Source organism: Agromyces rhizosphaerae, assembly GCF_027925245.1.
Classification (GTDB): domain Bacteria; phylum Actinomycetota; class Actinomycetes; order Actinomycetales; family Microbacteriaceae; genus Agromyces; species Agromyces rhizosphaerae.
In genome coordinates, this window is the sequence record NZ_BSDP01000001.1 from 578053 (window position 1) to 601123 (window position 23071).

Genomic DNA, 23071 nt, shown 5'->3' on the forward strand with positions numbered 1-23071 from the left:
CGCCTCGTTCCCCGGATCCGATTGCCGCCACGTGTCGATCCTGTTACGCGCTTGTGCGAACGACCGTCTGCGGGTCATCGATACGTGAGACTGGTGCTCCACGGCGGGTTTCCGCCCACGGACGAAGTCGGAGGGGACGGATGCATCTCTCGCCCGCGGACACGGAGAAGCTGCTGCTCGCCGTTGCCGGAATGGTGGCACGCGACCGGCGCGAGCGCGGTGTGAAGCTCAACCATCCCGAGGCGGTCGCACTGCTGTCGACGTGGGTCATCGAGCGCGCACGCGAGGGCGCCGACGTCGCCCAGCTGATGAACGACGGTCGCGCCGTGCTCACCCGCGACGACGTCATGGACGGCGTCGCGGACATGCTCGCCGACGTCCAGGTCGAGGCGACGTTCCCCGACGGACGCAAGCTCGTCACCCTCCACCACCCGATCGACTGAGGAGTCGCCATGGCAGCAGGAGCATCCTCCGGACCGGGCGCGATCCGCGTGCGGCCCGGCTCGATCCAGCTCAACGCGGACCGCACCGACGAGGAGCGCCTCGAGCTGGTGATCCTGAACACCGGCGACCGGCCCGTGCAGATCGGCTCGCACATCCACCTGCCCGACGTGAACGCCGCGCTGCAGTTCGACCGCGAGGCGGCCGCGGGCTTCCGGCTGGACGTGCCATCGGGGACGTCGGAGCGGTTCGAGCCCGGGGTGTCGAAGCAGGTGGGCGCCGTTGCCCTCCGCGGGCGCCGGCGCGTGCCGGGCATCCAGGTGCGATCGAACGGGGGCGACTGATGGTGCACATCGACCGGGAGCGCTACGCCGCGATCTACGGCCCGACCACGGGCGACCAGGTACGCCTCGGCGATACCGACCTCTGGATCGAGCTCGAGGACGACCTGACCGTCGGCGGCGAGGAGGCCGTGTTCGGCGGCGGCAAGTCCATTCGCGAGTCGATGGCCCAGAGCACGGCGTCGCGCGCCGATGGGGCGCTCGACACGGTCATCACCAACGCGATCATCCTCGACTGGTGGGGCGTGGTCCGCGCCGATGTCGGCATCCGCGACGGGCGCATCGCCGGCATCGGCCGCGCGGGCAACCCCGACATCGCCGACGGCGTCGACCCCGCCCTCGTCATCGGCCCGTCCACCGACGTCATCTCGGGCGAGGGCAAGATCCTCACGGCCGGCGCGATCGATTCGCACGTCCACCTGCTCTCCCCGTCGCAGGTGCACGAGGCCGTCGCGACCGGCATCACGACGATCGTCGGCGGCGGCACGGGGCCCTCCGAGGGGTCGAAGGCCACGACCGTGACCCCCGGCGCCTGGCACCTCGAGCAGATGCACCGCTCCATGGACCACCTGCCGGTGAACGTGCTGCTCCTCGGCAAGGGCAACACCGTCTCGACGGCCGCGTTCGAGGAACAGGCGCTCGCGGGTGCCGCAGGCTACAAGGTCCACGAGGACTGGGGCTCCACCCCTGCGGCGATCGACGCCAGCCTCACCGCCGCCGAGGAGTGGGGCCTGCAGGTCGCCCTGCACAGCGACTCGCTGAACGAGGCGGGGTTCGTCGAGTCGAGCATCGCCGCGATGGCCGGACGCAGCATCCACGCGTTCCACGTCGAGGGCGCGGGCGGCGGCCACGCCCCCGACATCCTGTCGATCGCCGGGCTCCCCCACGTCATCCCCGGCTCGACCAACCCGACCCTGCCGCACACGGTCAACACGGTCGCCGAGCACCTCGACATGCTCATGGTCTGTCATCACCTCAACCCCGGGGTACCCGAGGACCTCGCGTTCGCGGAGTCGCGCATCCGGGCGACGACCATCGCGGCGGAGGACATCCTGCACGACATGGGTGCGATCTCGATCACCTCCTCCGACGCCCAGGCGATGGGCCGCATCGGCGAGGTGGTCACGCGCACCTGGCAGGTCGCGCACGTCATGAAGCACCGCCGCGGCCCGCTCGGCGGCGGGCTGCCGGCCGACAACGAGCGCGCCCGCAGGTACGTGGCCAAGTACACGGTGAACCCCGCGATCGCGCACGGCATCGACGGTGAGGTCGGCTCGATCGAGGTCGGCAAGCTCGCGGACCTCGCACTGTGGGAGCCGAAGTTCTTCGGGTTCCGCCCGAGCGTCGTGATCAAGGGCGGCGGCCTGGTCTGGGGCGCGCTCGGCGACCCGAACGCGTCGATCCCGACCCCGCAGCCGGTGCTCATGCGCCCCGCGTTCCTCGACGCGATCGGCGGCCCGCTCTCGGTCTCCTTCGTCGCGCCGGCCGCCCTGGACGGCGGCATCGAGGCCCGCCTCGGGCTCACCCGCCGGCTGCTGCCCGTCGGCCCGACCCGCGACGTCGGCAAGGCGGACATGCGCAACAATGACGTCCTGCCCGCCATCGACATCCGGCCCGACACGTTCGACATCTCGATCGACGGCGACCAGGTGGAGCCCGCGCCCGCGGCGACGCTCCCCCTCGCCCAGCTCTACCAGCTGTTCTGATGTCCCCGCTGGCACCATCGACGGCCGCGATGCTCCTGGCCGACGCGCGACTCCCCTCGGGGGGTCACGCCCACTCCGCGGGCGTCGAACCCGCCCTGCTGTCGGGCATGGCGCCGGCAGAGCTGCCCGCGCTGCTCCGCGCACGCGCCGCGACGACCACGCTCGTGGAGGCGGGCACGGCCGTGGCCGCCCGGCACGCGGCGCTCGACGGCGGCGACCTCGACGCCGTCGAGGCGGCATGGGCGGCGCGCACCCCGAGTCGCGCCCTGAGGGACGCGGCCCGGCTGCTCGCGCGAGGGTACCTGCGCGTCGGCGGCGAGCTGCTCCCCGGCGACGCGATCATCGCCGCCTGGCGCGAGCGCCCCACGCCGCCGCCGAGGCCCTGCGTGCTCGGCGTCATCGCTGCGGGCCTCGAGCTGCCGCCGCTCGAGCTCGCCCGGCTCGTCGTCTACGAGGACCTGCAAGCCGCCGCCGCCGCCGTGCTGAAGCTCGAGCCGCGCGACCCGCTCGACCTCGTCTCGATGGTCGCGGGCCTGTGCGCCGAGGCCGACGAGCACCTCATCGCCATCGCCCGGATCACCGATCCGGCCGAGATCCCGGCGCCCAGCGCGCCGCAGTCCGAAGCGTGGGCCGAGGTCCACGCCCGATCCACCAGGAGGCTCTTCCGTGCCTGATCACGCTCACACCCCCCGCGCCCTGCGCCTCGGCGTCGCCGGCCCCGTCGGCGTCGGCAAGTCGTCGCTGATCGCCACCATCTGCCGCGCCCTCGCGCACGAGATCCGCATCGGCGTCATCACCAACGACATCTACACCGACGAGGACGCGCGCTTCCTGCGGTCTGCCGGCGTGCTCGCGCCCGAGCGCATCGTGGCGGTCGAGACCGGCGCCTGCCCGCACACCGCGATCCGCGACGACGTCACCGCGAACCTGCTCGCCGCGGAGGACCTCGAGCGTGCGTTCGAGCCGCTGGACCTCGTGGTCATCGAGTCGGGCGGCGACAACCTCACCGCGACCTTCTCCCCCGCCCTCGTGGACGCGCAGATCTTCGTGCTCGACGTGGCCGGCGGCGGCGACGTTGCCCGCAAGGGCGGCCCGGGCATCGGCCGGGCCGACCTGCTGGTCGTGAACAAGACCGACCTCGCGCCCTACGTCGGCGTCGACGTGCCGCAGATGGTCGCCGACGCGACCGACGCACGCGACGGGCGGCCCGTGCTCGCGCTGTCACGCTCCGACGAGGCATCCGTCGCCGCCCTGCGCGAGTGGGTGCTGTCGATGCTGGCCGCGCACCGGGCGGGCTCGCACGTGCCGCAGGACCCCGGCCCGATGGCACCGCACTTCCACGCGGACGAGGAGGGCAACGGCTACCTCCACACCCACGAGGGCGGCGGCGACGACCACGCGCACGCCACCGAGGCGGACGCGCCCGGCCAGGCGGAGCACGCCCACCCGTGAGCCCCACCGTCGTCGAGGTCGCGCCCCGCGGCGACGGGGCGACGTGCGCCCTGGCGGGCGAGCTCGTGGTGCCGCGCCTGGTGCGGCGACGCGGCCGCTCGGTCGAGGTGGCGCTCGTCGCGGGCCGGGCCATGCTGCTCCCGGGCGACGACGTGCGCTTGGTCATCCGCGTCGGCGCGGGCTGCGAGCTCACGCTCGTCGACATCGGCGGGCTCGTGGTCTACGGACGCGACGGCGAGTCCGGCGCCTGCGGCGAGGAATCCGGCTGGCACGCCCGCGTCGACCTCGCGTCCGGCGCCCGCCTCGCGTGGGAGGGACTGCCGACGGTGATCACGGATGCCGGTGCGCTCGACCGCTCGCTCTCCGTCACCCTCGACCCGGGGGCGTCGTGCGTCATGCGCGAGACGCTCGTGCTCGGGCGCACCGGCGAACGCGGCGGCACACTCAGGATGCGCACCGACGTCTCCGATTCCGACGGACCGATCCTGTGCGAGACGCTCACCGCGAGCGGTGCCCTGCCGGTGCCGGGCATCCTCGGGGCCCATCGCGTCATGGACGGCATCCTCGCCTTCGGCGATCACTCGCCGATCGAGACGGTCGCCGGAGCGACCCGCCTCGAGCTCGAGCGCGGCGGCACCCTCCTGCGGTACCTCGGCGCGGCCGCGCACGAGAGCCCGCTCGCGGGCGTGACGCTCGGTGCGCTCCGTCGCGACCCGGGGGTCGTCGCCGCGAGCTCCGAGGGCACGACCCCACCCGTGCGGAGCCTCGCGTGTGGCGCCTGAGCCCGGCGGCCCGGGCCACGCTCGCCACTGCGGCCGGACTCCCTCTCGTCGGATGGGCCCTGTTCGCGACCCTCGTGCTGCCCGGGGAGACCGGTGCGGAGGCCACCACGTTCGGGTTCGGCCTCGCGATCACCGCGTTCCTCCTCGGCATGCGCCACGCGTTCGACGCCGATCACATCGCGGCGATCGACAACACCAGCCGAAAGCTCGTGGCCGACGGACGGGACCCGTCGGGCGTGGGCCTCTGGTTCGCACTCGGCCACTCGACCGTGGTGCTCGTCGCGGTCGGCCTGGTCACGGCCGGCCTCGGCGCGCTGACCTCGCAGATCGGCGTGGACGATTCGCCGCTGGCGTCGTTCACGGGCGTGTGGGGCCCGACGGTGTCGAGCGTCTTCCTGCTGGCGATGGCGGCCGCGAACATCGTGATCCTCGTGCGCCTGTCCGGCGGCGCCGACGGGTCCGCGCCCGCAGGTCGCGAGCACCCCGCCCCCGCCGGGATCGTCTCGCGGCTGATCGCCCGGACGTCGGCGACGCTCGACGCGCCCTGGAAGATGTTCGTGGTCGGGCTGCTGTTCGGCCTGGGCTTCGACACGGCGTCGACGATCACCCTGCTGCTCCTCGCCGGCGGCGCGGGCGTCGTGATGCCGTGGTACGCCGCACTGGTGCTGCCGGTGCTGTTCACGGCCGGGATGGTGATGTGCGACGGCCTGAACAGCGTGGTGACGGCCGGGATCTACCGCTGGTCGGCGGACGAGCCCGAGCGGCGGCGGCGCTACAACGCCGCGCTCATCTCGATCTCCGTGGCGGTCGCCCTGGCCGTCGGCACCGTCGGGCTCTCCGGCGTGCTCGTCGACGCCGGGGGCGTGCGCTGGACGCCGGTGGTCGCGGTGGCGTCGATCGACCTCGAGTGGTTCGGACCGGTCATCGTCGCCGCGATCGTGCTCGCGTGGCTCACGGCGTGGATCGCCGCGCGCACGAGGGGGCGCATCTCGACCGCGTCGTGATCGACGGGCCGCGGCCGCGGCCGCGGACGACGGGCTCAGGTCGCGGGCGCGCCGAGGTCGCGGATCGGGTCGAGGATCGCCTCCGCCGACCAGGTCGCGGCATCGGCGATGTCGCGGCCCGACATGCCGAGCTCGCGCCGCATCGTGACCCACGTCGCCGAGGAGTCGAGGTGGCACAGCGCCGCGACGATGTCACGGCGCTCCGCGTCGTCGAGTGCCGGCACCTCACGCCGCAGCATGGCGTCGAGGTGGGCCCGCTGCGGAGCCGGTTCCGAGCCGTTCACGCCGCGCATCGCCGTCTCGGCCACCACGTGCGCCAGCTCGGGACGACGGTCGTAGGCCTCGATCGCCTCGCGGATCGCGATCGGGACGTCGAAGATCGACTCCGACTCCTGTCGGCTGAAGATCGTGGCCTCGATCCAGGCCGCCGTCGCGAGCAGCAGGTCGACCCGCGTCGGGTAGTGGCGGAACACGGTTCGCTCGCCGACGCCCGCCCGCAGCGCGATCAGGCGGAAGGAGACGTCGTCGGTGCCCACCTCCTCGATGAGCTCCGCATAGGCGGAGAGGATCGCCTCCTGCGTCGCCGAGGGCTCGGCCGCCACGGCGCTCACGACCCCGCCCGGCTCGGCCTCTGGGCGGCGGGCAGCACGCGGACCATGGCGACGTCGAACGCCCGGTACACCTCGTCGGCGCTCATCTCGAAGCCGGTCCGCATGCGCGCCCAGAACATCGGCGACGCGAAGTATCGCGCGGCGGATGCCGCCCGGAGCGCATCCCTGCGGTTCAGGGTCGGTGCCGTCGTCTCGAGCATCGCGATGATCGCGGCGGTGAACGTCGCGGGCGACTCCTCACCGGTCGGTGACAGCGCCGCGCCCCGGGCCGCGACGAAGGCGAACGCGGGTTCCGCGTCGTAGGCGCGGAACCGTGCCCGCACCGCGTCGCGGAACTCGTCCACGGTGTGGAACTCCGGGATCGGGAAGTACTCCTCCTCGAGCCAGCGGCCGAGCGCCTCGAGCAGGTGGGATCGGGTCGGGAACCGGCGGTAGACGGTGCGCTCGGAGACCTCGGCGAGCTCGGCGAGCTCGAGGTAGGAGACGTCCTCGAAGGTGTTCTGGCGCAGCAGCTTCGCCGCACCGGCGAGGATCACCGAGCGCGTGTCGAGGGACTCGTCCATCACGACGCCCCTCCCACCCGGTCCGGATCGAACACGACCGGCTCGGGCGGCAGGACGTATCGGTCGGACTCGTCGAGCGCCAGAGCCAGTGACGACACGAACTGCACCTCGCCGTTCGGCCCGGGTTCGGCCGACGCGAGCATGTCCGGTCTCTCGAAAGTGTAGCCCGTGACGTGGCACCGGAGCCGCTCCCCCGACGGGTTCCCGTCGGAGTCGAGGATGGGCGTCGGGATGCCGTCGGACCGGCGCCGCAGGTAGAACCGGCCACGCGTCGCGAGCGCCATGATCGGGGTCACGGTCGCGGCGACGCCGATGGCGATGAGCACGGAGAAGGGCTGCAGGTCGGGCCCGAACGCGCCGGCGAAGCACGCGAGCGAGAGCAGCGACGCGAGGCCCACCGAGACCAGGCCGACCGGGTTCCAGTCGTGCAGCATGCCGCGGCGGAACTCGGGGAAGCGCGGCGAGATGCCGAGCAGGTGCTTGTTGATCACGATGTCGGCGGAGATGGTCACGAGCCAGGCCATGACCACGTTGGCGTAGAGGCTGAGGACGACCGACATGAGGTTGAAGACGCCGAGCAGCATGAGCGCCAGCGCGATGACGAGGTTGAAGATCACGAAGACCGTCCGCCCCGGGTAGCGCTTCTTCACCCGCGTGTACACGTTCGACCACGCGAGCGACCCCGAGTACGCGTTGGTCACGTTGATCTTCACCTGCGCGATGACGATGAGGATGAGCGCGAGGATCAGCGCGACCCAGTCGGGCAGGAGCGACTGGTACATGCCGAGCAGCTGCTTCACCGGCTCCACGGCGCGGTCGCCGATCCCCGGGTTCACCTTCGTCACCAGGTACACGGCGAGGAAGAGCCCGATCACCTGCTTGGTGCCGCTGAAGATCACCCAGCCGGGCCCGCTGAAGACGAACGAGGTCCACCACGACTTCGCGTTCGCGGGTCGCCGGGGCGGCATCACCCGGATGTAGTCGATCTGCTCCGCGAGCTGCGGGGTGAGGGCGAAGCAGACGGCGGCTGCCGCGACCACGGCGCTGAAGCTGACGGTGCCGTCGGACGCCCCGGTGAACTCGATGAACTCCGAGACGACGTCGGGCTGGGTGAGCACGATCCAGATGAGCGGCAGCAGCGCCAGTGCGAGCCAGAGCGGCGTGGTCCAGAACTGCAGGCGCTCCAGCGCGCGCATGCCGAAGATCACGATCGGGATCACCACGACGGTGGAGATCAGGTAGCCCACCGGGAGCGGGATCCCCACGGCCGCCTCGAGGCCCTGGGCCATGATCGCGCCCTCGAGCGCGAAGAAGATGCAGGTGAACCCCGCGAACACCACGGTCGTGATGATCGAGCCGTAGTAGCCGAAACCGGAGCCGCGCGCGATCAGGTCGAGGTCGAGGTTGTAGCGGGCCGCGTAGTACGCGACCGGGAAGCCGACGAGGAAGATGATGACGGATGCCAGCAGGATGCCGAGCAGCGCATTCGAGGTGCCGTGGGTCAGGCCGATGCTCGCGCCGATGGAGAAGTCCGCGAGGAACGCGATCGAGCCGAGCGCGGTTCCGCCGACGGATAGGGCGCTCCAGCGCCGGAACGAACGCGGCACGTAACGGAACGCGTAGTCCTCGAGGCTGTCCTCCGCGGCGGCGCGCGCATCGCCCGCACGGCTCTCGGACCTCACTCGCAGTGCATCCACTCCGACCTCCCCGGGAGATCCCGACATCAGGATTGTCCCGAGCGAGTGTTTCGAACGCGTTGCCGTGAGGCTTCGATGTGGACTCAGATCGCCATCGCCTCGCGCACGCTGTCGATGGCCTCGGCACCTCCCTGCCCCGTCATGGTGATGCGCCCCGACTGCAGCACGTAGTAGTCGTTGGTGGAGCGCAGCGCGAATCCGACGTGCTGCTCGACGAGCAGCACCGACATGTCGCCCCGTCGGGTGAGGTCGATGATGACCCGCTCGATGTCGGCGACGATGTTCGGCTGGATGCCCTCGGTCGGCTCGTCGAGCACGAGGATCTTCGGCCTGGTCAGCAGCGTGCGGGCGATCGCCAGCTGCTGGCGCTGGCCGCCCGAGAGGAGGCCGGCCCGTCGCGCGAGCAGTTCCTTCAGCACGGGGAACAGGTCGAACACCTCGTCGATCTCCGACTGCCGCTTCGCCACGAGCTGCAGGTTCTCGAGGGTCGTCATCTGCGGGAAGCACTGCTGGCCCTGGGGCACGTAGCCGAGCCCGCGCTTCACGCGCTTGGACGGCGGCATCTTCGTGACATCCTCACCGTCGATGAGCACCTTGCCGCTCATCACCGGGAGCAGCCCCGTCGCGACGCGCAGCAGGGTCGTCTTGCCTGCGCCGTTGTGCCCCATGATCGATACGGCCTCGCCGTCGGGGATCCGGACCGTCACGTCGTGGAGCACCCTGGTGCGGCCGTAGCCGGCCGTGACTCCGCTGATCTCGAGCATCAGTGCCCACCCATCCCTTCCACGGCGGCGTCGGCCGCCGTCCCGAGGTAGACCGCCTGCACACGGGGGTCGGCCTGTACCTGTTCCACGGTTCCGGCCGTCAGGAGCTTGCCGGTGTGCATGACGGTCACCCACTCGGCGTAGTTGCGGACGAAGTCCATGTCGTGCTCGATGACGATGATCGTGCGCTCGTCGCCGATGCGGCGCAGCAGCTCGCCGGTCTCGTCGCGCTCGTCGGCGTTCATGCCCGCGACGGGCTCGTCGAGGAACATCACCTTCGCGTCCTGCACGAGCAGCATCCCGATCTCGAGCCACTGCTTCTGCCCGTGGGCGAGGATGCCGGCCGGCACGTCCCGCAGCGCGGAGAGCCCGATCGTCTCGAGCGCCTCCTCGACGTAGTCGGGCACGCCGCGCCGCCGGAACGGCAGCCGCCAGGCCGTGCGGTGCACGCCTCCGGCGATGTCGAGGTTCTGCAGCACCGAGAGCTCGTCGAAGACGGTCGCGGTCTGGAACGTGCGTCCGACCCCGGCGCGGATGATCTTGTTCGTCTTCATGGAGACGAGGTCCATGCCGTCGTACATCGCGGTCCCCGTCGACGGGACGAGCCCGGTCAGTGCGTCCACGAGCGTCGTCTTGCCGGCGCCGTTCGGGCCGATGAGGAAGTGCACCTGGCCCTTCAGCATCAGCAGGCTGACGTCGTCGACCGCGGTGAAGCCGTCGAAGCTCACGGTGAGGTGGGACACGGCGACCGAGGTCTCCGCGTCGGGGGCGGCCTGCTCGACCGCCTCGTCGAGGGTGCCGGCCCGGTCGTTCGCGCTCATGCGGAGACCTCCGCCTTCTCGGCCGTCGCGGCCGCCCCGGTCGGTGCCGGCGGTTCCGGCGGTGCGGCGCCGTTGTCCCGCCGTCCCGCGATGAGCCCCTTCGCCCGGGTGTACAGCGAGGCGAGCCCGTTCGGGAGGAACAGCGTGACGACGACGAACAGCAGGCCGAGGATGTAGATCCACCCCTCGGGCCAGCTCGAGGCGAGGCTCGACTGCCCCCAGCCGATCGCCATCGCGCCGAGCACCGGGCCGAAGAGCGAGGCGCGACCGCCGAGCGCGACGCCGGCGATCATGAGGATCGAGGCGGAGGCCCCGATCTCGGCCGGGGTGATGATGCCCACGATCGGGACGAACATCGCCCCGCCGATGCTGGCCATGACCGCGGCGATCACGAAGGCGGTCAGCTTGATGTTCGCGGGGTCGTATCCGAGGAACCGCACGCGCTCCTCCGCGTCGCGGGTCGCGAGCAGCAGCTCGCCGAACCTGCTGCGGTGGAGCTGCCAGACCAGGAGCATGCAGGCGATCAGCAGCCCGGCCGTGATCAGGTAGATCATCACCTTGTTCGCGTCGTCGCTGAGCAGGAACCCGAAGAAGGTGCGGAAGCCGCTGAGGCCGGTGTCGCCGCCGGTCTCGCGGATCGTCGAACTGACGAGCACGGCCGTCGCGACGGCGAGCGCCTGGGTCAGGATCGCGAAGTACGCGCCCTTCACGCGCCGCTTGAAGAGCGCATAGCCCAGGATGCCCGCGACGATGACCGGCAGCAGGATGATCGCCGCCAGGGTGAACAGCTCGCTGCGGAACGGCTCCCAGAATGCCGGGAGCGGTGCGAGGGGGTCGTAGAGGATCATGAACGACGGAATGGCGTCGGGGCCCGCGTTCTCGAGGGTCATGTGCATCGCCATGGCGTAGGCGCCGAGCCCGAAGAAGACGCCCTGGCCCATGACGAGCATGCCGCCGCGGCCCCAGGCGAGCCCGATGCCCACCGCGACGATCGCCCAGGCGCAGTACTTGCCGAGGTTGTTGATCCAGTGCATCGAGAGCAGCGAGGGCGCGACGGCGAGCAGGAGCACCGCGAACACGGCGATGCCGATGAGCGACGCGTACGGCTTGAGTTTCATCAGTGCGGTCATGCCAACCCCCTGGTCCGAACGGTGAAGAGGCCCTGGGGCCGGAACTGCAGGAACACGACGACGAGTGCGAAGGCGAGCACCTGCGCGAGGCTGCCGGTCGTCCAGTCGGCGAACAGCGCCATCGCGACGCCGATCACCCAGGCGGCGATCACCGTGCCCTTGACCTGGCCGATGCCGCCGGCGACCACCACGAGGAAGGCCGGGATGATGTACTGCGTGCCCATCTGCGAGTTGGTGCCGCCGATGAGCGATGCGGCGACGCCCGCGACGCCGGCGAGGCCGGAGCCGACGAAGAACGTGATGCGGTCGACGACGCGGGTGCGGATGCCGATGGTCTCCGCGAGGTCGCGGTTCTGCACGGTGGCACGGATGCGCCGGCCGAACGAGGTGTACTTGAGCCACGCCGCGAGTGCGGCGACGCAGGCCGCGGCCAGCAGGATGGTGAAGAGCTGGCGGTAGGGCCAGGCGTAGCCGAACACGTCGAGCTGCCCCTGGAGCCATTCGGGGTTCTCGACCGGGACGCCCTGGGCAGGGAAGATCTGGAGCGCCGCCTGCTGGAGGATCAGGGCGACGCCGACGGTGACGAGGAGGGTGTCGAGCGGCCTCCGGTACATCCACTGGATGATGCTCACCTCGAGCAGGAGGCCGAGGAGGCCGGCCACCACGAATGCGAGCGGCAGCGCGACCGGGATCGAGATGCTGCTCGACGGGATGATCAGCTGGGTCAGGTAGGCGACGAAGGCGCCGGCCATGATGAACTCGCCGTGCGCCATGTTGATGACGCCCATCTGGCCGAACGTGAGCGTGAGGCCGAGTGCCGCCAGCAGCAGCAGCGCACCGAGTGCGGTGCCGTTCAGCAGCGGCGGTATGAGTGCGTCCACGTGTGGTCGCTCCCTTCCATGCGGATGCGGGGTCTCGAGAGGTGGGGGCGCGGGCCCCGCGCCGTTTCGGCACGGGGCCCGCGTTCCGCGGGGAGGATCAGCCCGCGGCGGCGACGAGCGCGTCGCGGACGTCGGCCGGGAACCACTCGTACTCGTAGAGGTACGGGTCCGGCTCGATGAACTCCTCGGACGCCCAGACGATGTCGAACTGGTTGTCCTCGTTGATCTTGCCGATGTGACCCGGCTTCGAGATGTGGTGGTTCTCGCCGTTCAGCGTCACCACGCCCTCGGGCGCGTCCACCGTGATCTCACCCGACAGCGCGGCCTCGTTCACCGCGTCGACGTCGAACGAACCGGCGGCCTCGACGAGCTCCTTGTAGAGGTACAGCGAGATGTACGCGGCCTCCATCGGGTCGCTGGTCACGCCGCTCGAGCCCGGGTAGGCCTGCCAGGCCTCGATGAACGCCGGGTTGTTCGGCGTCTCGAGCGACTGGAAGTAGTTCCACGAGGCGTAGTTGCCGGTGACCTCGTGGCCCATGGCCGGCGCCTCCTCCTCGGCGATGGACACCGAGATGATCGGCGTCTCGTCGGGCGAGAGGCCCGCGTCGTAGTACGCCTTGATGAAGCCGACGTTCGACGAGCCGTTGATGGTGTTGAACACGAAGTCGGGGTCCGCCTCGACGATCTTCGCCACCTGCGTGGTCCAGTCGTCCTTGTCGAGCGGCACGTACTCCTCGCCGACGATCTCGATGCCGAGCTCGGCCGCGTAGAGCTTGATGATCGCGTTCGCGGTGCGCGGGAACACGTAGTCGGAACCGGCGAGGAACAGGGTCTCCACGCCCTCGGCCGCGAGGAAGTCCATCGCCGGGAGGATCTGCTGGTTCGTGGTCGCACCCGTGTAGTAGATGTTCGGCGACGACTCGAGGCCCTCGTACTGCACCGGGTAGAAGAAGAGCCCGTTGTGCTCCTCGACGACCGGCTTGACGGCCTTGCGCGACGACGAGGTCCAGCCGCCGAAGATCGCGGCGACGCAGTCCTGCGTGAGCAGCTTCTCGGTCTTCTCGGCGAAGGTCGGCCAGTCGGTCGCGCCGTCCTCCTGGATGTACTCGATCTGCTTGCCCAGGATGCCGCCGTCTGCGTTGATCTCGTCGGCCGCCATGTGCAGCACGTTCGAGACCGTCGTCTCCGAGATGGCCATGCCACCGGTGAGCGAGTTGAGGAAGCCGAGCTTGATGGTGTCGCCCGAGGTGTCGACGCAGCTCGCGGACGCGTCGTCGGAGGCGGTGTCGCCGGCGCGAGCGCCGCAGGCGGAGAGGATGAGGGCCGTGCTCGCGGCGAGCGCGCCCGCGGCGAGAAGCGTCTTGACGCGCTTCCTGCTCGTGGTGATCATGCTGTGCTCCGTTTCGGTGTGAAGTGTGCGAATCGCGGAACGGGAGGCACGGCCGCCGGGAGGTGCACGACCGGTCCCGCCCGCGGCGCGGATCCGTCGGATCCGCCATCGCCGGTGGGAGGTGCTCGTGGTGCCCGGGCGGATCGTCGCGGTACCGGCGCGATCCGACCCGGTGGTACTCGTCGGCAGAAGACTGCCGACCGCTGCAGGTGTTCCTAGATTCGGGGGTCGGCATTACATTGACATTGCTTCGATATGTCACTCGTGTTAATGCTCACGGGTGAGCGCCGAGCAGATTCGCCATGATGCCCGGAATAACGGGCGACGTTGCCGATTTTGCGGGCTTCGCCATCCGCCGGGCGGAAGACGAGGGATGCCGCCCGTTACCGCATCGTGACAGTGTTCTGTCATTCCTGCGGGCGACCGAGCCGCCGACGCGATGTCAGCGAACCAGCGACCGGTCAGCCCGCGGCATCCGCCTCGCCGTCGTAGTAGTCCACGGCATCGCCGTCGCGCCAGACGGCGGCCGCGCCGCCACCGACGCTGTAGGCGGTCTTCCCCGAGTCGGGGTAGTGGATCACGTCGGGCACGCCCGTGGTGTCGAGGTCCACGTAGCGCAGCGGATCGGTGTCGGACGTGTTCGTGATGCGGTGCGCGCCCGCGGGCCCCGGTGGGAACACGACGACCTCGCCGGGCCCGACCGGCACGTCGCCGTCGGGCGTGCGCACCGTCGCCTCGCCCGCGAGGATCACGAACGCCTCGGTGATGCCGTCGTGGTAGTGGTACGGGAACGCGCTCGCGCCCGGCGGGAGCTCCATGAACGACACGTGCAGCTGGCTGTCGGCCTTCTCGGTGACGACGTGCTTCGCGTACGCGAACCCGCCCTGGGCCACGCGCCGCGGCGCGAAGTCCTCCTGGCTGCCTCGCCTGACCGAATCGAACATCGCGAACGCCCCCTTCGCCGTGGGCCGTCCAGCCCACGGAGACACGATCCCGCCGATGCGGCGAGCGGTCAAGGGTGCGGGTGCGAGCGCTGCTCCACCCTGCGCTAGAGGTTCACCCACTCGGTGGTGCCGCCCGCGAGGTGCTGGCGCTTCCAGATGGGGATGCGCTCCTTGATGCGGTCGACGAGGGCGGCGCAGGCGGCGAAGGCCTCGGCCCGGTGGGGGGCGGCGACGGATGCCACGAGGGCCACGTCCCCGATCGCCAGCGCGCCGTACCGGTGGGCGGCCGCGACGCGCAGCCCGGTCTCGGCCGCGACCTCGGCGCACGTCTCGCGCAGGAACCGCTCGGCGTCGGGGTGGGCCTGGTACTCGAGCGAGCTCACGGACTCGCCGTGGTCGTGGTCGCGGATGACGCCCTCGAACGTCACGACCGCGCCGTCCTGGCGCGTCGTGACGAACGCCTCGATCGCCGAGCGGTCGAGCGGGTCGGTCGTGACGAGGGCGAGCACGTCAGGCATGCACGCCTCCGTGGTGCGAACCGTGCCCGCCGCCGGCGCGGTGGTCGCCGCCGTCGAGTTGGTCGAGCACGTGCGGCAGGAGGCCCTCGAGCACGTCGAGCCCGTCGGCCACGCCGCCGCGCGACCCGGGCAGGTTCACGATGACGGTGCCGCCCGCGACGCCGGCGAGCGCGCGGCTCAGCGCGGCGGTCGGGGTCTTCGCCCGGCCCGCGGTGCGGATCGCCTCGGCGATGCCGGGCAGCTCGCGGTCGAGCACCGCGGCGGTCGCCTCGGGCGTGCGGTCGCCGGGGTGCACGCCGGTGCCGCCGGTCGTGAGGAGCACGCGCGGACCGCGCGCGACGGCCGCGGCGATCGCGGGGGCGATGTCGGCGTCGGCGACCACGGTCGGCTCGGCCACGTCGAAGCCCATGTCGGCGAGGCGCGAAGCGATCACGGGGCCGGTCTCGTCGGCGTAGACGCCGGACGCCGCCCGCGTCGACGACACGATCACCTCGGCGGTGCGCCGGGCGGTCGGCGTCGACTCAGGGGCATCCGCTCGCCCTGCCGCCTCCGCCGGCTCAGGGGCATCCGCTGCGCTTCCCGACTCAGCCGGCTCACCCGCATCCGCCCGCCAGTGCCCGCGCTTGCCGCCCGTCTTCTCGACGAGGCGGATGCCGCCGAGCACCGCGCCCGGGTCGACGGCCTTGATCATGTCGTGCAGCGTGAGTCCGGCGACCGCGACGGCGGTGAGCGCCTCCATCTCGACGCCGGTCTTGCCCGTGACGGCGACGGTCGCGCGGATCGCGATGGACGTCTCCCCCAGCTCGAAGTCGAGCGAGACCTTCTCGAGCGGCAGGATGTGCGCGAGCGGGATCAGTTCGCTCGTGCGCTTCGCCCCGGCGATGCCCGCGATGCGCGCGGTCGGCAGCACGTCGGCCTTCGGCAGGTCGTCGGCGCGCACGAGCGCGAGCACCTCGGCGGTCGTGTCGAGCCGCCCCTCGGCGACCGCGACCCGGCGCGTGACGGCCTTGCCGCCGACGTCGACCATGCGCGCGCGGCCGTCGTCGTCGAGGTGGGTGAGGCTCATAGCTCCACCGTATCCACGAGGGCGCCGGCGGCGAGTTCGGTGACGTCCTCGGGCACGACGAAGAGCAGGTCGGACGCCGCGAGGGCCGCGACCAGGTGCGATCCGGGGCCGCCGACCGGTGCGACCGTGCCATCGGCGGTCAGGCGTCCGCGCCGGAACTGGCGCTTGCCCGCGACCGAATCGACGGACTCGGCGAGCGGGAGTCGGGCGGTGCGAGCGGGCGGCAGCTTCGCGATCGCCCGGAGCACGGGCGCGACGAACACCTCGAACGAGACCTGCGCGCTCACCGGGTTGCCCGGGAACGCGACGACCGGCACGCGCCGGTACACGCCGACCGCCTGCGGCCCGCCCGGTTGCATCGCGACCGAGCCGACCCACGCGCCCAGCGGCTCGAGCAGTTCGCGCACCACCTCGTACGCGCCCTGCGAGATGCCGCCCGACGTGATGACGAGCTCGGCGCCCGCGTCGACGGCGGCGTCGAGCTCGTCCCGGAACCGCAGCACGTCGTCGCGCACGCGCCCGCGGTGCACGACCGCGGCGCCGGTGGCCGCCACGGCCGCGGCGAGCGCGACGCCGTTCGCGTCGGGCAGCTCGCCGGGGGCGAGGCGCGTGCCGGCGTCGACGAGTTCGGAGCCGGTCGAGACGACCGCGACCCGCACGCGCTCGCGCACCAGCAGGTGGGTGAGGCCGGATGCGGCGGCGGCCGCCAGGTGGCGCGAGGCGAGGCGGACGCCCGGCGGCAGCACGTCGTCGCCCTGCGTGAGGTCGGAACCGGCCTCACGCACGTAGGTGCCGGCGGCGACGGGCGCGTCGATGCGCACCTGCTCGGTGCCGCGATCGGTGTCCTCGACGCGCACGACGGCGTCGGCACCCGCCGGCACGGGCGCGCCGGTCATGATGCGCACGGCGGTGCCGGGTGCGAGCGGGGCGGGCTCGCCGGGTGCAGCGGCGACCTCGCCGGCGACGGGCAGCGCCAGCGGGGCATCCGTCGTGTCGGCCGCCCGCACGGCGTAGCCGTCCATCTGGGCGTTGCGGAACGGAGGCAGCGCGATCGGCGACGCGGTCGGAGAGACGGTCACGCGCCCGAGCGCGTCGGCGAGCGCCACGCGTTCGGCGGGCCTCGCGGACAGTCCGGTCAGCAGGCTGCGCACGTACCCCGCGTGCTCGTCGACCCCGATGCGGCTCATGCCCCCATCCTCCCAACTCCCCGCCGATTCCGAGACCCGTCGATCTCCTGCGTTCCCAGCACTGGGAACGCAGTTTCTTGACGGGTCTCGGCACACACCCGCTCTGGTTGGGGTGAGACCCGTCGAGAAACTGCGGAATGGGAGCCGAGAACGCAGGAAATTGACGGGTCTGGGGACGCGGGAGGGGTCAGTAGCGCGGGAGGGCGGGGTCGACGGTGGCCGACCAGGCGTCGATGCCGCCGTCGAGGTGGCGGATGTCCTCGAAGCCGGCGTGGTCGAGCACGTGCAGCGCGTGCTGGGAGCGCACGCCGAGGTGGCAGATCGCCACGATCCGCGCCTCGCGGTCGAGCTCGTCGACGCGGGTCGCCAGTTCGCCGAGCGGGATGTGGATCGCGCCGTCGAGGCGCGCCACGTCGAGCTCCCACGCCTCGCGCACGTCGATGAGCACGAGCGGATGCCCCCGGGCGAGCTCGTCGGCCAGCTCGCGCGCGGTCAGGGTGTCGTGCGCGACGCGCTCCCGGTGCGAGGTCACCGCCGGCTCGACGCGCTCGGGTGCGGGACCTTCCGGCACCTCCTCCGCGCGCCGGTAGACGATCTCGCGCGTGCGCCCCGACAGCGCGTCGAACGCCGCGACCCGTCCGAGCATCGGCTCGCCGATGCCGGTGACGAGCTTCAGCACCTCGCCGGCCATGAGTCCGCCGATGACGGTGCACACGCTCGGCAGGATGCCGTCGATGTCGCAGCTCAGCACCGCGTCGGGCGCGGGGGCATCGGGGAACAGGTCGCGGTAGGCGACCCCGCGCGCCTCCCACGAGACGCCGGCCTGCCCGGAGAACTTCGCCGACGAGCCCCAGACGAGCGGGATGCCCCGGCGGGCCGCCGCGTCGTCGGCGACGTAGCGGGTGCGGATGTCGTCGGTGCCGTCGACCACCACGTCCGCGTCCTCGAGCAGCGCGTCGGCGTTCGCCTCGGTGAAACGGGCGGCGTGCGGGTGCAGGAGCGTCTCGGGGCTGAGCGCCTCTGCGGCGTCCGCCGCCGACTCGACCTTCGCGCGCCCCACGTCGCCGGGCCCGTGCATGACCTGCCGGTGCAGGTTCGTCTCGTCGACCACGTCGTCGTCGACGATCGTCACGCGTCCGACGCCCGCGGCGACGAGCACCGGCACGACCGCGCTGCCGAGCCCGCCCGCGCCGAGCACGACGACGTGTGCCGCGGCGAGCGCCTCCTGCCCCGCGGGGCCGACCCCGGGCAGGATGCGCTGGCGCTGGTAGCGCGGGGAGGCCGGGTCGACGGGAGGCATGCTCCGATTCTCGCAAGCCCCCGCCAGCCGTGCGGCGGGACGGCGGCGATCGGGCCCTGGCACCGCATACACGGGTAGAATCTGACACACGCACCGTATCCACGGAACGAGGAGCACGAGTCATGCAGGAGTTCCGCATCGCCGAGGCCGCCGCGCTGCTCGGCGTGAGCGACGACACCGTGCGCCGCTGGGCCGACCAGGGCCGCGTGCCCGTGCACCGCGCCGCCAACGGCATGCAGGTCATCGCGGGCGCCGACCTCGTGCCGCTGCTCGGCGAGTCGGGCCCGGGCTCGGCCCTCGCCGAGGCGTTCCCGTTCGCGGGCGCGTCGTCGCGCAACCGCTTCGTGGGGCTCGTGACGGCCGTGACCAAGGACGGCGTGATGGCTCAGGTCGACCTGCAGGCGGGCCCGTTCCGCGTGGTGTCGCTCATGACCCGCGAGGCGGCCGACGAACTCGGCCTCGCACCCGGCATGCTCGCCGCGGCGAGCGCCAAGGCCACGACCGTCGTCGTCGAGGTGCCGAGCACGGAGCGCCCGTGACGCGTCGACCCCGTCGGGGCGCGGCTGCCGCAGCGGCATCCGTCGCCCTCCTCACGGTGGGTGCACTGGGCGGATGCTCCGGAAGCGGCGCCCTCACCCCCGGCGACCTGCCGGCCGCCACCATCACGGTCTTCGCCGCGGCCTCGCTCACCGAGAGCTTCGAAGCGCTCGCCGCGGAGTTCGAGGCGGCGCACCCCGGCGTCGAGGTCGCGCTCTCGTTCGGCGGCAGCGCGACGCTCGCGAGCCAGATCCTCGAGGGGGCGCCCGCCGACGTGTTCGCCTCGGCCGACGAGGCGACCATGCGGCGGGTGGTGGACGGCGGCGCGACGGCGGCCGATCCGCAGATCTTCGCGACCAATGCGCTCACCCTCGCGGTGCCCGCGGGCAACCCGGGCGGCGTGACCGGGCTCGCCGACCTCGCCGACCCCGGCCTCGCGATCGCGCTCTGCGCCCCGGAGGTGCCGTGCGGCGCGACGGCGGTGAGCGTGCTCGACGCGGCCGGCGTCACCGCGGCCCCCGACACCCTCGAACAGGACGTGAAGGCCGTGCTCACCCGACTCGTGCTCGGCGAGGCCGACGCCGGGCTGGTCTACCGCACCGACGTGATCGCGGCGGGCGACGCGGTCGAGCAGATCGAGGCCGAGGGCACGGATGCGGCGGTCAACGCCTACCCGATCGCCCCCGTCGGCGCAGCTGAGACCGCCACGGCGCGCGAGTTCATCGCGTTCGTGCGATCCGACGCGGGGCAGGGGGTGCTCGCCGATGCCGGCTTCGGAGCGCCCTGACCGCACCGCACCGCACGCACCCCGCCGCCGCGCGGGCGCCCGCCGCGGCCGGATGCCCGCGCCGCTCGTCGTCGTCGCCGTCGTCGCCCTCGCCGTGCTCGTGCTGCCCCTCGTCGCGCTCGTCGTGCGCGCCCCGTGGGCCGAGCTGCCTGCGCTCGTCACGAGCGCACCGGTGCTCGAGGCGCTGCGCCTGTCGCTCGTCACGGCGTCGATCGCGACCGCCGTGTGCCTCGCCCTCGGCGTCCCGCTGGCGATGCTGCTCGCCCACAGTGCCGACGCGCCCGCGCCGGTGCGCCGGCTGCTGCGCGCCGCGGTCACCGTGCCGCTGCTCCTCCCCCCGGTCGTCGGCGGCATCGCCCTGCTGCTCCTGCTCGGCCGCCGCGGCCTCGTCGGCGGCTGGCTCGCCGAGACGTGGGGCGTCACGATCCCCTTCACGACCGGCGCCGTCGTCATCGCCCAGGTGTTCGTCTCGATGCCGTTCCTGGTGTTCGCCGTCGAGGGTGCACTGAGCGGCGCCGACCGCCGGGTCGAGCAGGCGGCCGCGACACTCGGGGCGTCACGCTGGCAGGTGTTCCGCCACATGACGCTCCCCCTCGTCGCGCCGGGCATCGCCGCGGGCGCCGTGCTCTGCTTCACGCGCGCCCTCGGCGAGTTCGGCGCGACCATCACGTTCGCCGGCTCCCTGCCCGGCGTCACGCGCACGCTCCCGGTCGCGAGCTACCTCGCGCTGCAGTCCGACCCCGACGAGGCCATCGCGATCGCGCTCGTGCTGCTGGCGGTCGCGGTGGCGGTGCTGCTGCTCCTGCGCGACCGCTGGGTTCCGGGGGTGCGGGCGTGAACGGCGACGGATGCCTCGCCGGCACGTTCACCGCCCGCCGCGGCGACCTCGACGTGACCATCGACCTCGACGTGGCGCCGGGCCGCACGCTCGCGCTGTTCGGCCCGAACGGCGCGGGCAAGTCGACCGTGCTGGCCGCGATCGCCGGGCTCGTGCCGCTCGAGCGGGGCCGGCTGCGCCTCGGCGATCGGGTGCTGGCGGATGCGGCGACGGGGCGCTCGCTCGCCCCCGAGGCGCGACACGTCGGCGTCGTGTTCCAGGACTACCTGCTCTTCGCGCACCTCACCGTGCGCGACAACGTGGCGTTCGCGGCGCGCATGGCGGGCGCCTCGCGCCGCGCGTCGCGCGAGGCTGCCGACCGCTGGCTCGAGCGGGTGGGGGCGGGCGGCCTCGCCGCGAGGCATCCGCTCGCCCTCTCCGGCGGCCAGCAGCAGCGCGTCGCCGTGGCCCGCGCGCTCGCCGCGGAACCGGACGCCCTGCTGCTCGACGAGCCGCTGTCGGCGCTCGACGTCGAGGTGCGCGCCGACCTGCGCCGCGAGCTCGCCGACCACGTGCGCGGCTTCGCCGGGCCGACCGTGCTCGTCACGCACTCCCTCGCCGACGCCGCGCTCGCCGACGAGGTCGTCGTGCTCGAGGCCGGCGCGGTGACCCAGCGCGGCACGCTCGACGACCTGCGCCGGGCACCCGCCACGCCCTACGTCGAGCGGCTCGTGCACGCTGCAGCCTGAGCCGAACGCCGCTGCACGCTCCGCCTCGCCGCACGCGCGTACGATCGGGAATGCGCGTGCCGCCGTCGCGTTGCACCAAGAGTTCGCGTCACACCGAGGGGGCACATGGCCGAGACCGCATCCGTGGGCTTCCGATCCGAGCGCGGACCCATCCTCATCGCGCTCATGCTGTCGACCGGGCTCATCGCGATCGACGCGACGATCCTCGCCACCGCGGTCCCTTCGGTCGTCGCCGACCTGGGCGGATTCGCGCAGTTCCCGTGGCTGTTCTCGATCTACCTGCTCGCGCAGGCCGTCTCGACGCCGGTGTACGCGAAGCTCGCCGACACCATCGGGCGGAAGCCGCTCATGCTGTTCGGCGTCGGGCTGTTCCTCGTCGGCTCGGTGCTGTGCGGGTTCGCCTGGGACATGGGCTCGCTCATCGTCTTCCGCGCGATCCAGGGACTCGGGGCCGGCGCGGTCATGCCGATCTCGGTCACGATCGCGGGCGACATCTACACCGTGCGCGAGCGCGCGAAGGCGCAGGGCTACCTCGCGAGCGTCTGGGCCATGTCGTCGGTCGTCGGACCGACGCTCGGCGGCGTGTTCTCGGAGTACCTGTCGTGGCGGTGGATCTTCTTCGTGAACATCCCGCTGTGCCTGATCGCCGCGTGGATGCTGTTCCGGAACTACCACGAGCGGCTCGAGCCGCGCCGGCACCGGATCGACGTCGCGGGGGCATCGACGCTGACGGTGGGGCTCACGCTCGTCATCCTCGGCCTGCTCGAGGGCGGGCAGGCGTGGGCGTGGCTGTCGTGGCAGAGCGCGGTCGCGTTCATCGGCGGTGGGCTGCTGCTCATCGTGTTCGGGTTCATCGAACGTCGCGCCGCAGAGCCCGTGCTGCCGATCTGGATCTTCCAGCGGCGGCTGATCCTCACGACCTCCCTGATCGCCCTCGGCATCGGGGCGGCCCTGATCGGCCTGACGGCGTACGTGCCGACGTTCCTCGAGACCTCGGCCGGGGTGACGCCGCTCGTGTCCGGTCTCGCGGTGGCGGCGCTCACCCTGGGCTGGCCGATCGCCGCCTCGCAGTCGGGACGCCTGTACCTGCGCATCGGCTTCCGCTCGACCGCGTTCATCGGGCTCTCGATCACGGTCGCGGGCAGCGCGATGCTCTACCTGTTCGCCGCCTGGCCGAGCGCCGTGCTGTCGGCGACCGCGTGCTTCGTCGTGGGCCTCGGCATGGGGCTCGTCGCGACCCCCACCCTCATCGCGGCCCAGTCGTCGGTGCCGTGGAACGAGCGCGGGGTCGTCACGGGCACGAACATGTTCACCCGCTCGATCGGCAGCGCCATCGGCGCCGCCGTCTTCGGCGCCGTCGGCAACGGCATCATCGCCCGCTCGGGGCTCGGCAGCGAGTCGCCCGAGGCGATCCAGCAGGCGGCATCCGCGGTGTTCCTGGCGGTCATGGTCGCGGCCGTGCTCTCGCTGCTGGTCGCCATCGCCATGCCGCAGGCGCGCGTCGACGACGTGGAGCTGCCGGCGCAGCAGCCCGCGCCGACCGAGTGACCGCCTCCTGACACGCCGGAGGGCGGGCGCCCGCG

The 23071-nt window shown here is 72.3% G+C and carries 25 protein-coding genes; 12 read left to right on the plus strand and 13 right to left on the minus strand.

The annotated features are described in order from the left end of the window. Window positions 1-140 precede the first annotated feature (140 nt). Genes QMG39_RS02695 through QMG39_RS02725 form a run of 7 tightly spaced genes read left to right on the plus strand, consistent with a single transcriptional unit; the run spans window position 141 to window position 5726 of the window. Complete coding sequence (locus QMG39_RS02695) at window positions 141-443, plus strand: urease subunit gamma (protein WP_281882289.1); 303 nt, start codon at window positions 141-143, stop codon at window positions 441-443. Between the two features lie 9 nt (window positions 444-452). After that, window positions 453-785, plus strand: coding sequence for an urease subunit beta (ureB, locus tag QMG39_RS02700; RefSeq protein ID WP_281882290.1), 333 nt, complete (start codon window positions 453-455; stop codon window positions 783-785). Continuing rightward, window positions 785-2488 (plus strand): urease subunit alpha, encoded by a 1704-nt coding sequence (locus tag QMG39_RS02705; RefSeq protein ID WP_281882291.1) that lies wholly within the window; start codon window positions 785-787, stop codon window positions 2486-2488. The genes ureB and QMG39_RS02705 overlap by 1 nt, the downstream gene beginning before the upstream one ends. Next, the gene (locus QMG39_RS02710) at window positions 2488-3162 is read left to right on the plus strand and encodes an urease accessory protein UreF (RefSeq protein WP_281882292.1); all 675 of its coding nucleotides are present in this window, start codon (window positions 2488-2490) and stop codon (window positions 3160-3162) included. The genes QMG39_RS02705 and QMG39_RS02710 overlap by 1 nt, the downstream gene beginning before the upstream one ends. Continuing rightward, on the plus strand, window positions 3155-3940 hold the full coding sequence (gene ureG / locus QMG39_RS02715; protein ID WP_281882293.1) for an urease accessory protein UreG: 786 nt from the start codon (window positions 3155-3157) through the stop codon (window positions 3938-3940). The genes QMG39_RS02710 and ureG overlap by 8 nt, the downstream gene beginning before the upstream one ends. Continuing rightward, window positions 3937-4722, plus strand: coding sequence for an urease accessory protein UreD (locus QMG39_RS02720; RefSeq protein ID WP_281882294.1), 786 nt, complete (start codon window positions 3937-3939; stop codon window positions 4720-4722). The genes ureG and QMG39_RS02720 overlap by 4 nt, the downstream gene beginning before the upstream one ends. Further along, window positions 4710-5726 carry a HoxN/HupN/NixA family nickel/cobalt transporter gene (locus tag QMG39_RS02725; RefSeq protein WP_281882295.1) on the plus strand — a complete coding sequence of 339 codons (1017 nt, stop codon included), beginning with the start codon at window positions 4710-4712 and terminating at the stop codon, window positions 5724-5726. The genes QMG39_RS02720 and QMG39_RS02725 overlap by 13 nt, the downstream gene beginning before the upstream one ends. Before the next feature lie 35 nt (window positions 5727-5761). On the opposite strand, the gene QMG39_RS02730 is transcribed toward QMG39_RS02725, so the two are convergent. The 13 genes from QMG39_RS02730 to QMG39_RS02790 all read right to left on the minus strand — a co-directional run bounded on the left by QMG39_RS02730 (window position 5762) and on the right by QMG39_RS02790 (window position 18598). Then, window positions 5762-6337 carry a TetR/AcrR family transcriptional regulator gene (locus QMG39_RS02730; RefSeq protein ID WP_281882296.1) on the minus strand — a complete coding sequence of 192 codons (576 nt, stop codon included), beginning with the start codon at window positions 6335-6337 and terminating at the stop codon, window positions 5762-5764. Continuing rightward, a complete protein-coding gene (locus tag QMG39_RS02735; protein ID WP_281882297.1) occupies window positions 6334-6900 on the minus strand; it encodes a TetR/AcrR family transcriptional regulator in 567 nt (188 codons plus the stop codon). The genes QMG39_RS02730 and QMG39_RS02735 overlap by 4 nt, the downstream gene beginning before the upstream one ends. Beyond that, on the minus strand, window positions 6900-8624 hold the full coding sequence (locus QMG39_RS02740) for a purine-cytosine permease family protein (RefSeq protein ID WP_373878290.1): 1725 nt from the start codon (window positions 8622-8624) through the stop codon (window positions 6900-6902). The genes QMG39_RS02735 and QMG39_RS02740 overlap by 1 nt, the downstream gene beginning before the upstream one ends. Window positions 8625-8680: 56 nt before the next feature. Beyond that, window positions 8681-9361 (minus strand): urea ABC transporter ATP-binding subunit UrtE, encoded by a 681-nt coding sequence (gene urtE / locus QMG39_RS02745; RefSeq protein WP_281882299.1) that lies wholly within the window; start codon window positions 9359-9361, stop codon window positions 8681-8683. Further along, a complete protein-coding gene (urtD, locus tag QMG39_RS02750; protein ID WP_281882300.1) occupies window positions 9361-10182 on the minus strand; it encodes an urea ABC transporter ATP-binding protein UrtD in 822 nt (273 codons plus the stop codon). Before urtD ends, urtE begins: the two co-directional genes overlap by 1 nt. Next, a complete protein-coding gene (gene urtC, locus QMG39_RS02755) occupies window positions 10179-11312 on the minus strand; it encodes an urea ABC transporter permease subunit UrtC (RefSeq protein ID WP_281882301.1) in 1134 nt (377 codons plus the stop codon). The genes urtD and urtC overlap by 4 nt, the downstream gene beginning before the upstream one ends. Continuing rightward, entirely contained in the window at window positions 11309-12193 is an 885-nt protein-coding gene (gene urtB, locus QMG39_RS02760; protein WP_281882302.1) for an urea ABC transporter permease subunit UrtB, read from the minus strand. Before urtB ends, urtC begins: the two co-directional genes overlap by 4 nt. Before the next feature lie 97 nt (window positions 12194-12290). After that, complete coding sequence (gene urtA, locus QMG39_RS02765; RefSeq protein WP_281882303.1) at window positions 12291-13583, minus strand: urea ABC transporter substrate-binding protein; 1293 nt, start codon at window positions 13581-13583, stop codon at window positions 12291-12293. A 461-nt stretch (window positions 13584-14044) separates the two neighbouring features. Further along, the gene (locus QMG39_RS02770) at window positions 14045-14527 is read right to left on the minus strand and encodes a cupin domain-containing protein (protein WP_281882305.1); all 483 of its coding nucleotides are present in this window, start codon (window positions 14525-14527) and stop codon (window positions 14045-14047) included. Window positions 14528-14631: 104 nt separating this feature from the next. Further along, window positions 14632-15045 (minus strand): molybdenum cofactor biosynthesis protein MoaE, encoded by a 414-nt coding sequence (locus tag QMG39_RS02775; RefSeq protein ID WP_281882306.1) that lies wholly within the window; start codon window positions 15043-15045, stop codon window positions 14632-14634. Then, window positions 15038-16111, minus strand: coding sequence for a bifunctional molybdenum cofactor biosynthesis protein MoaC/MoaB (gene moaCB / locus QMG39_RS02780; protein WP_281882307.1), 1074 nt, complete (start codon window positions 16109-16111; stop codon window positions 15038-15040). Before moaCB ends, QMG39_RS02775 begins: the two co-directional genes overlap by 8 nt. Beyond that, on the minus strand, window positions 16108-17298 hold the full coding sequence (locus tag QMG39_RS02785; RefSeq protein WP_281882308.1) for a molybdopterin molybdotransferase MoeA: 1191 nt from the start codon (window positions 17296-17298) through the stop codon (window positions 16108-16110). The genes moaCB and QMG39_RS02785 overlap by 4 nt, the downstream gene beginning before the upstream one ends. A 187-nt stretch (window positions 17299-17485) precedes the next feature. Then, complete coding sequence (locus QMG39_RS02790; protein WP_281882309.1) at window positions 17486-18598, minus strand: ThiF family adenylyltransferase; 1113 nt, start codon at window positions 18596-18598, stop codon at window positions 17486-17488. Window positions 18599-18720: 122 nt separating this feature from the next. Between QMG39_RS02790 and QMG39_RS02795 the strand changes: the two genes are divergently transcribed. The 5 genes from QMG39_RS02795 (at window position 18721) to QMG39_RS02815 (ending at window position 23036) form a co-directional block, all read left to right on the plus strand. After that, a complete protein-coding gene (locus QMG39_RS02795) occupies window positions 18721-19137 on the plus strand; it encodes a TOBE domain-containing protein (protein WP_281882310.1) in 417 nt (138 codons plus the stop codon). After that, a complete protein-coding gene (gene modA / locus QMG39_RS02800) occupies window positions 19134-19922 on the plus strand; it encodes a molybdate ABC transporter substrate-binding protein (RefSeq protein ID WP_281882311.1) in 789 nt (262 codons plus the stop codon). Before QMG39_RS02795 ends, modA begins: the two co-directional genes overlap by 4 nt. A gap of 52 nt (window positions 19923-19974) precedes the next feature. Beyond that, a complete protein-coding gene (locus QMG39_RS02805; protein ID WP_281882312.1) occupies window positions 19975-20760 on the plus strand; it encodes an ABC transporter permease in 786 nt (261 codons plus the stop codon). Continuing rightward, entirely contained in the window at window positions 20757-21488 is a 732-nt protein-coding gene (locus QMG39_RS02810; RefSeq protein WP_281882313.1) for a sulfate/molybdate ABC transporter ATP-binding protein, read from the plus strand. Before QMG39_RS02805 ends, QMG39_RS02810 begins: the two co-directional genes overlap by 4 nt. A gap of 105 nt (window positions 21489-21593) precedes the next feature. Then, window positions 21594-23036 (plus strand): MDR family MFS transporter, encoded by a 1443-nt coding sequence (locus tag QMG39_RS02815; protein ID WP_281882314.1) that lies wholly within the window; start codon window positions 21594-21596, stop codon window positions 23034-23036. Window positions 23037-23071: the final 35 nt, after the last annotated feature.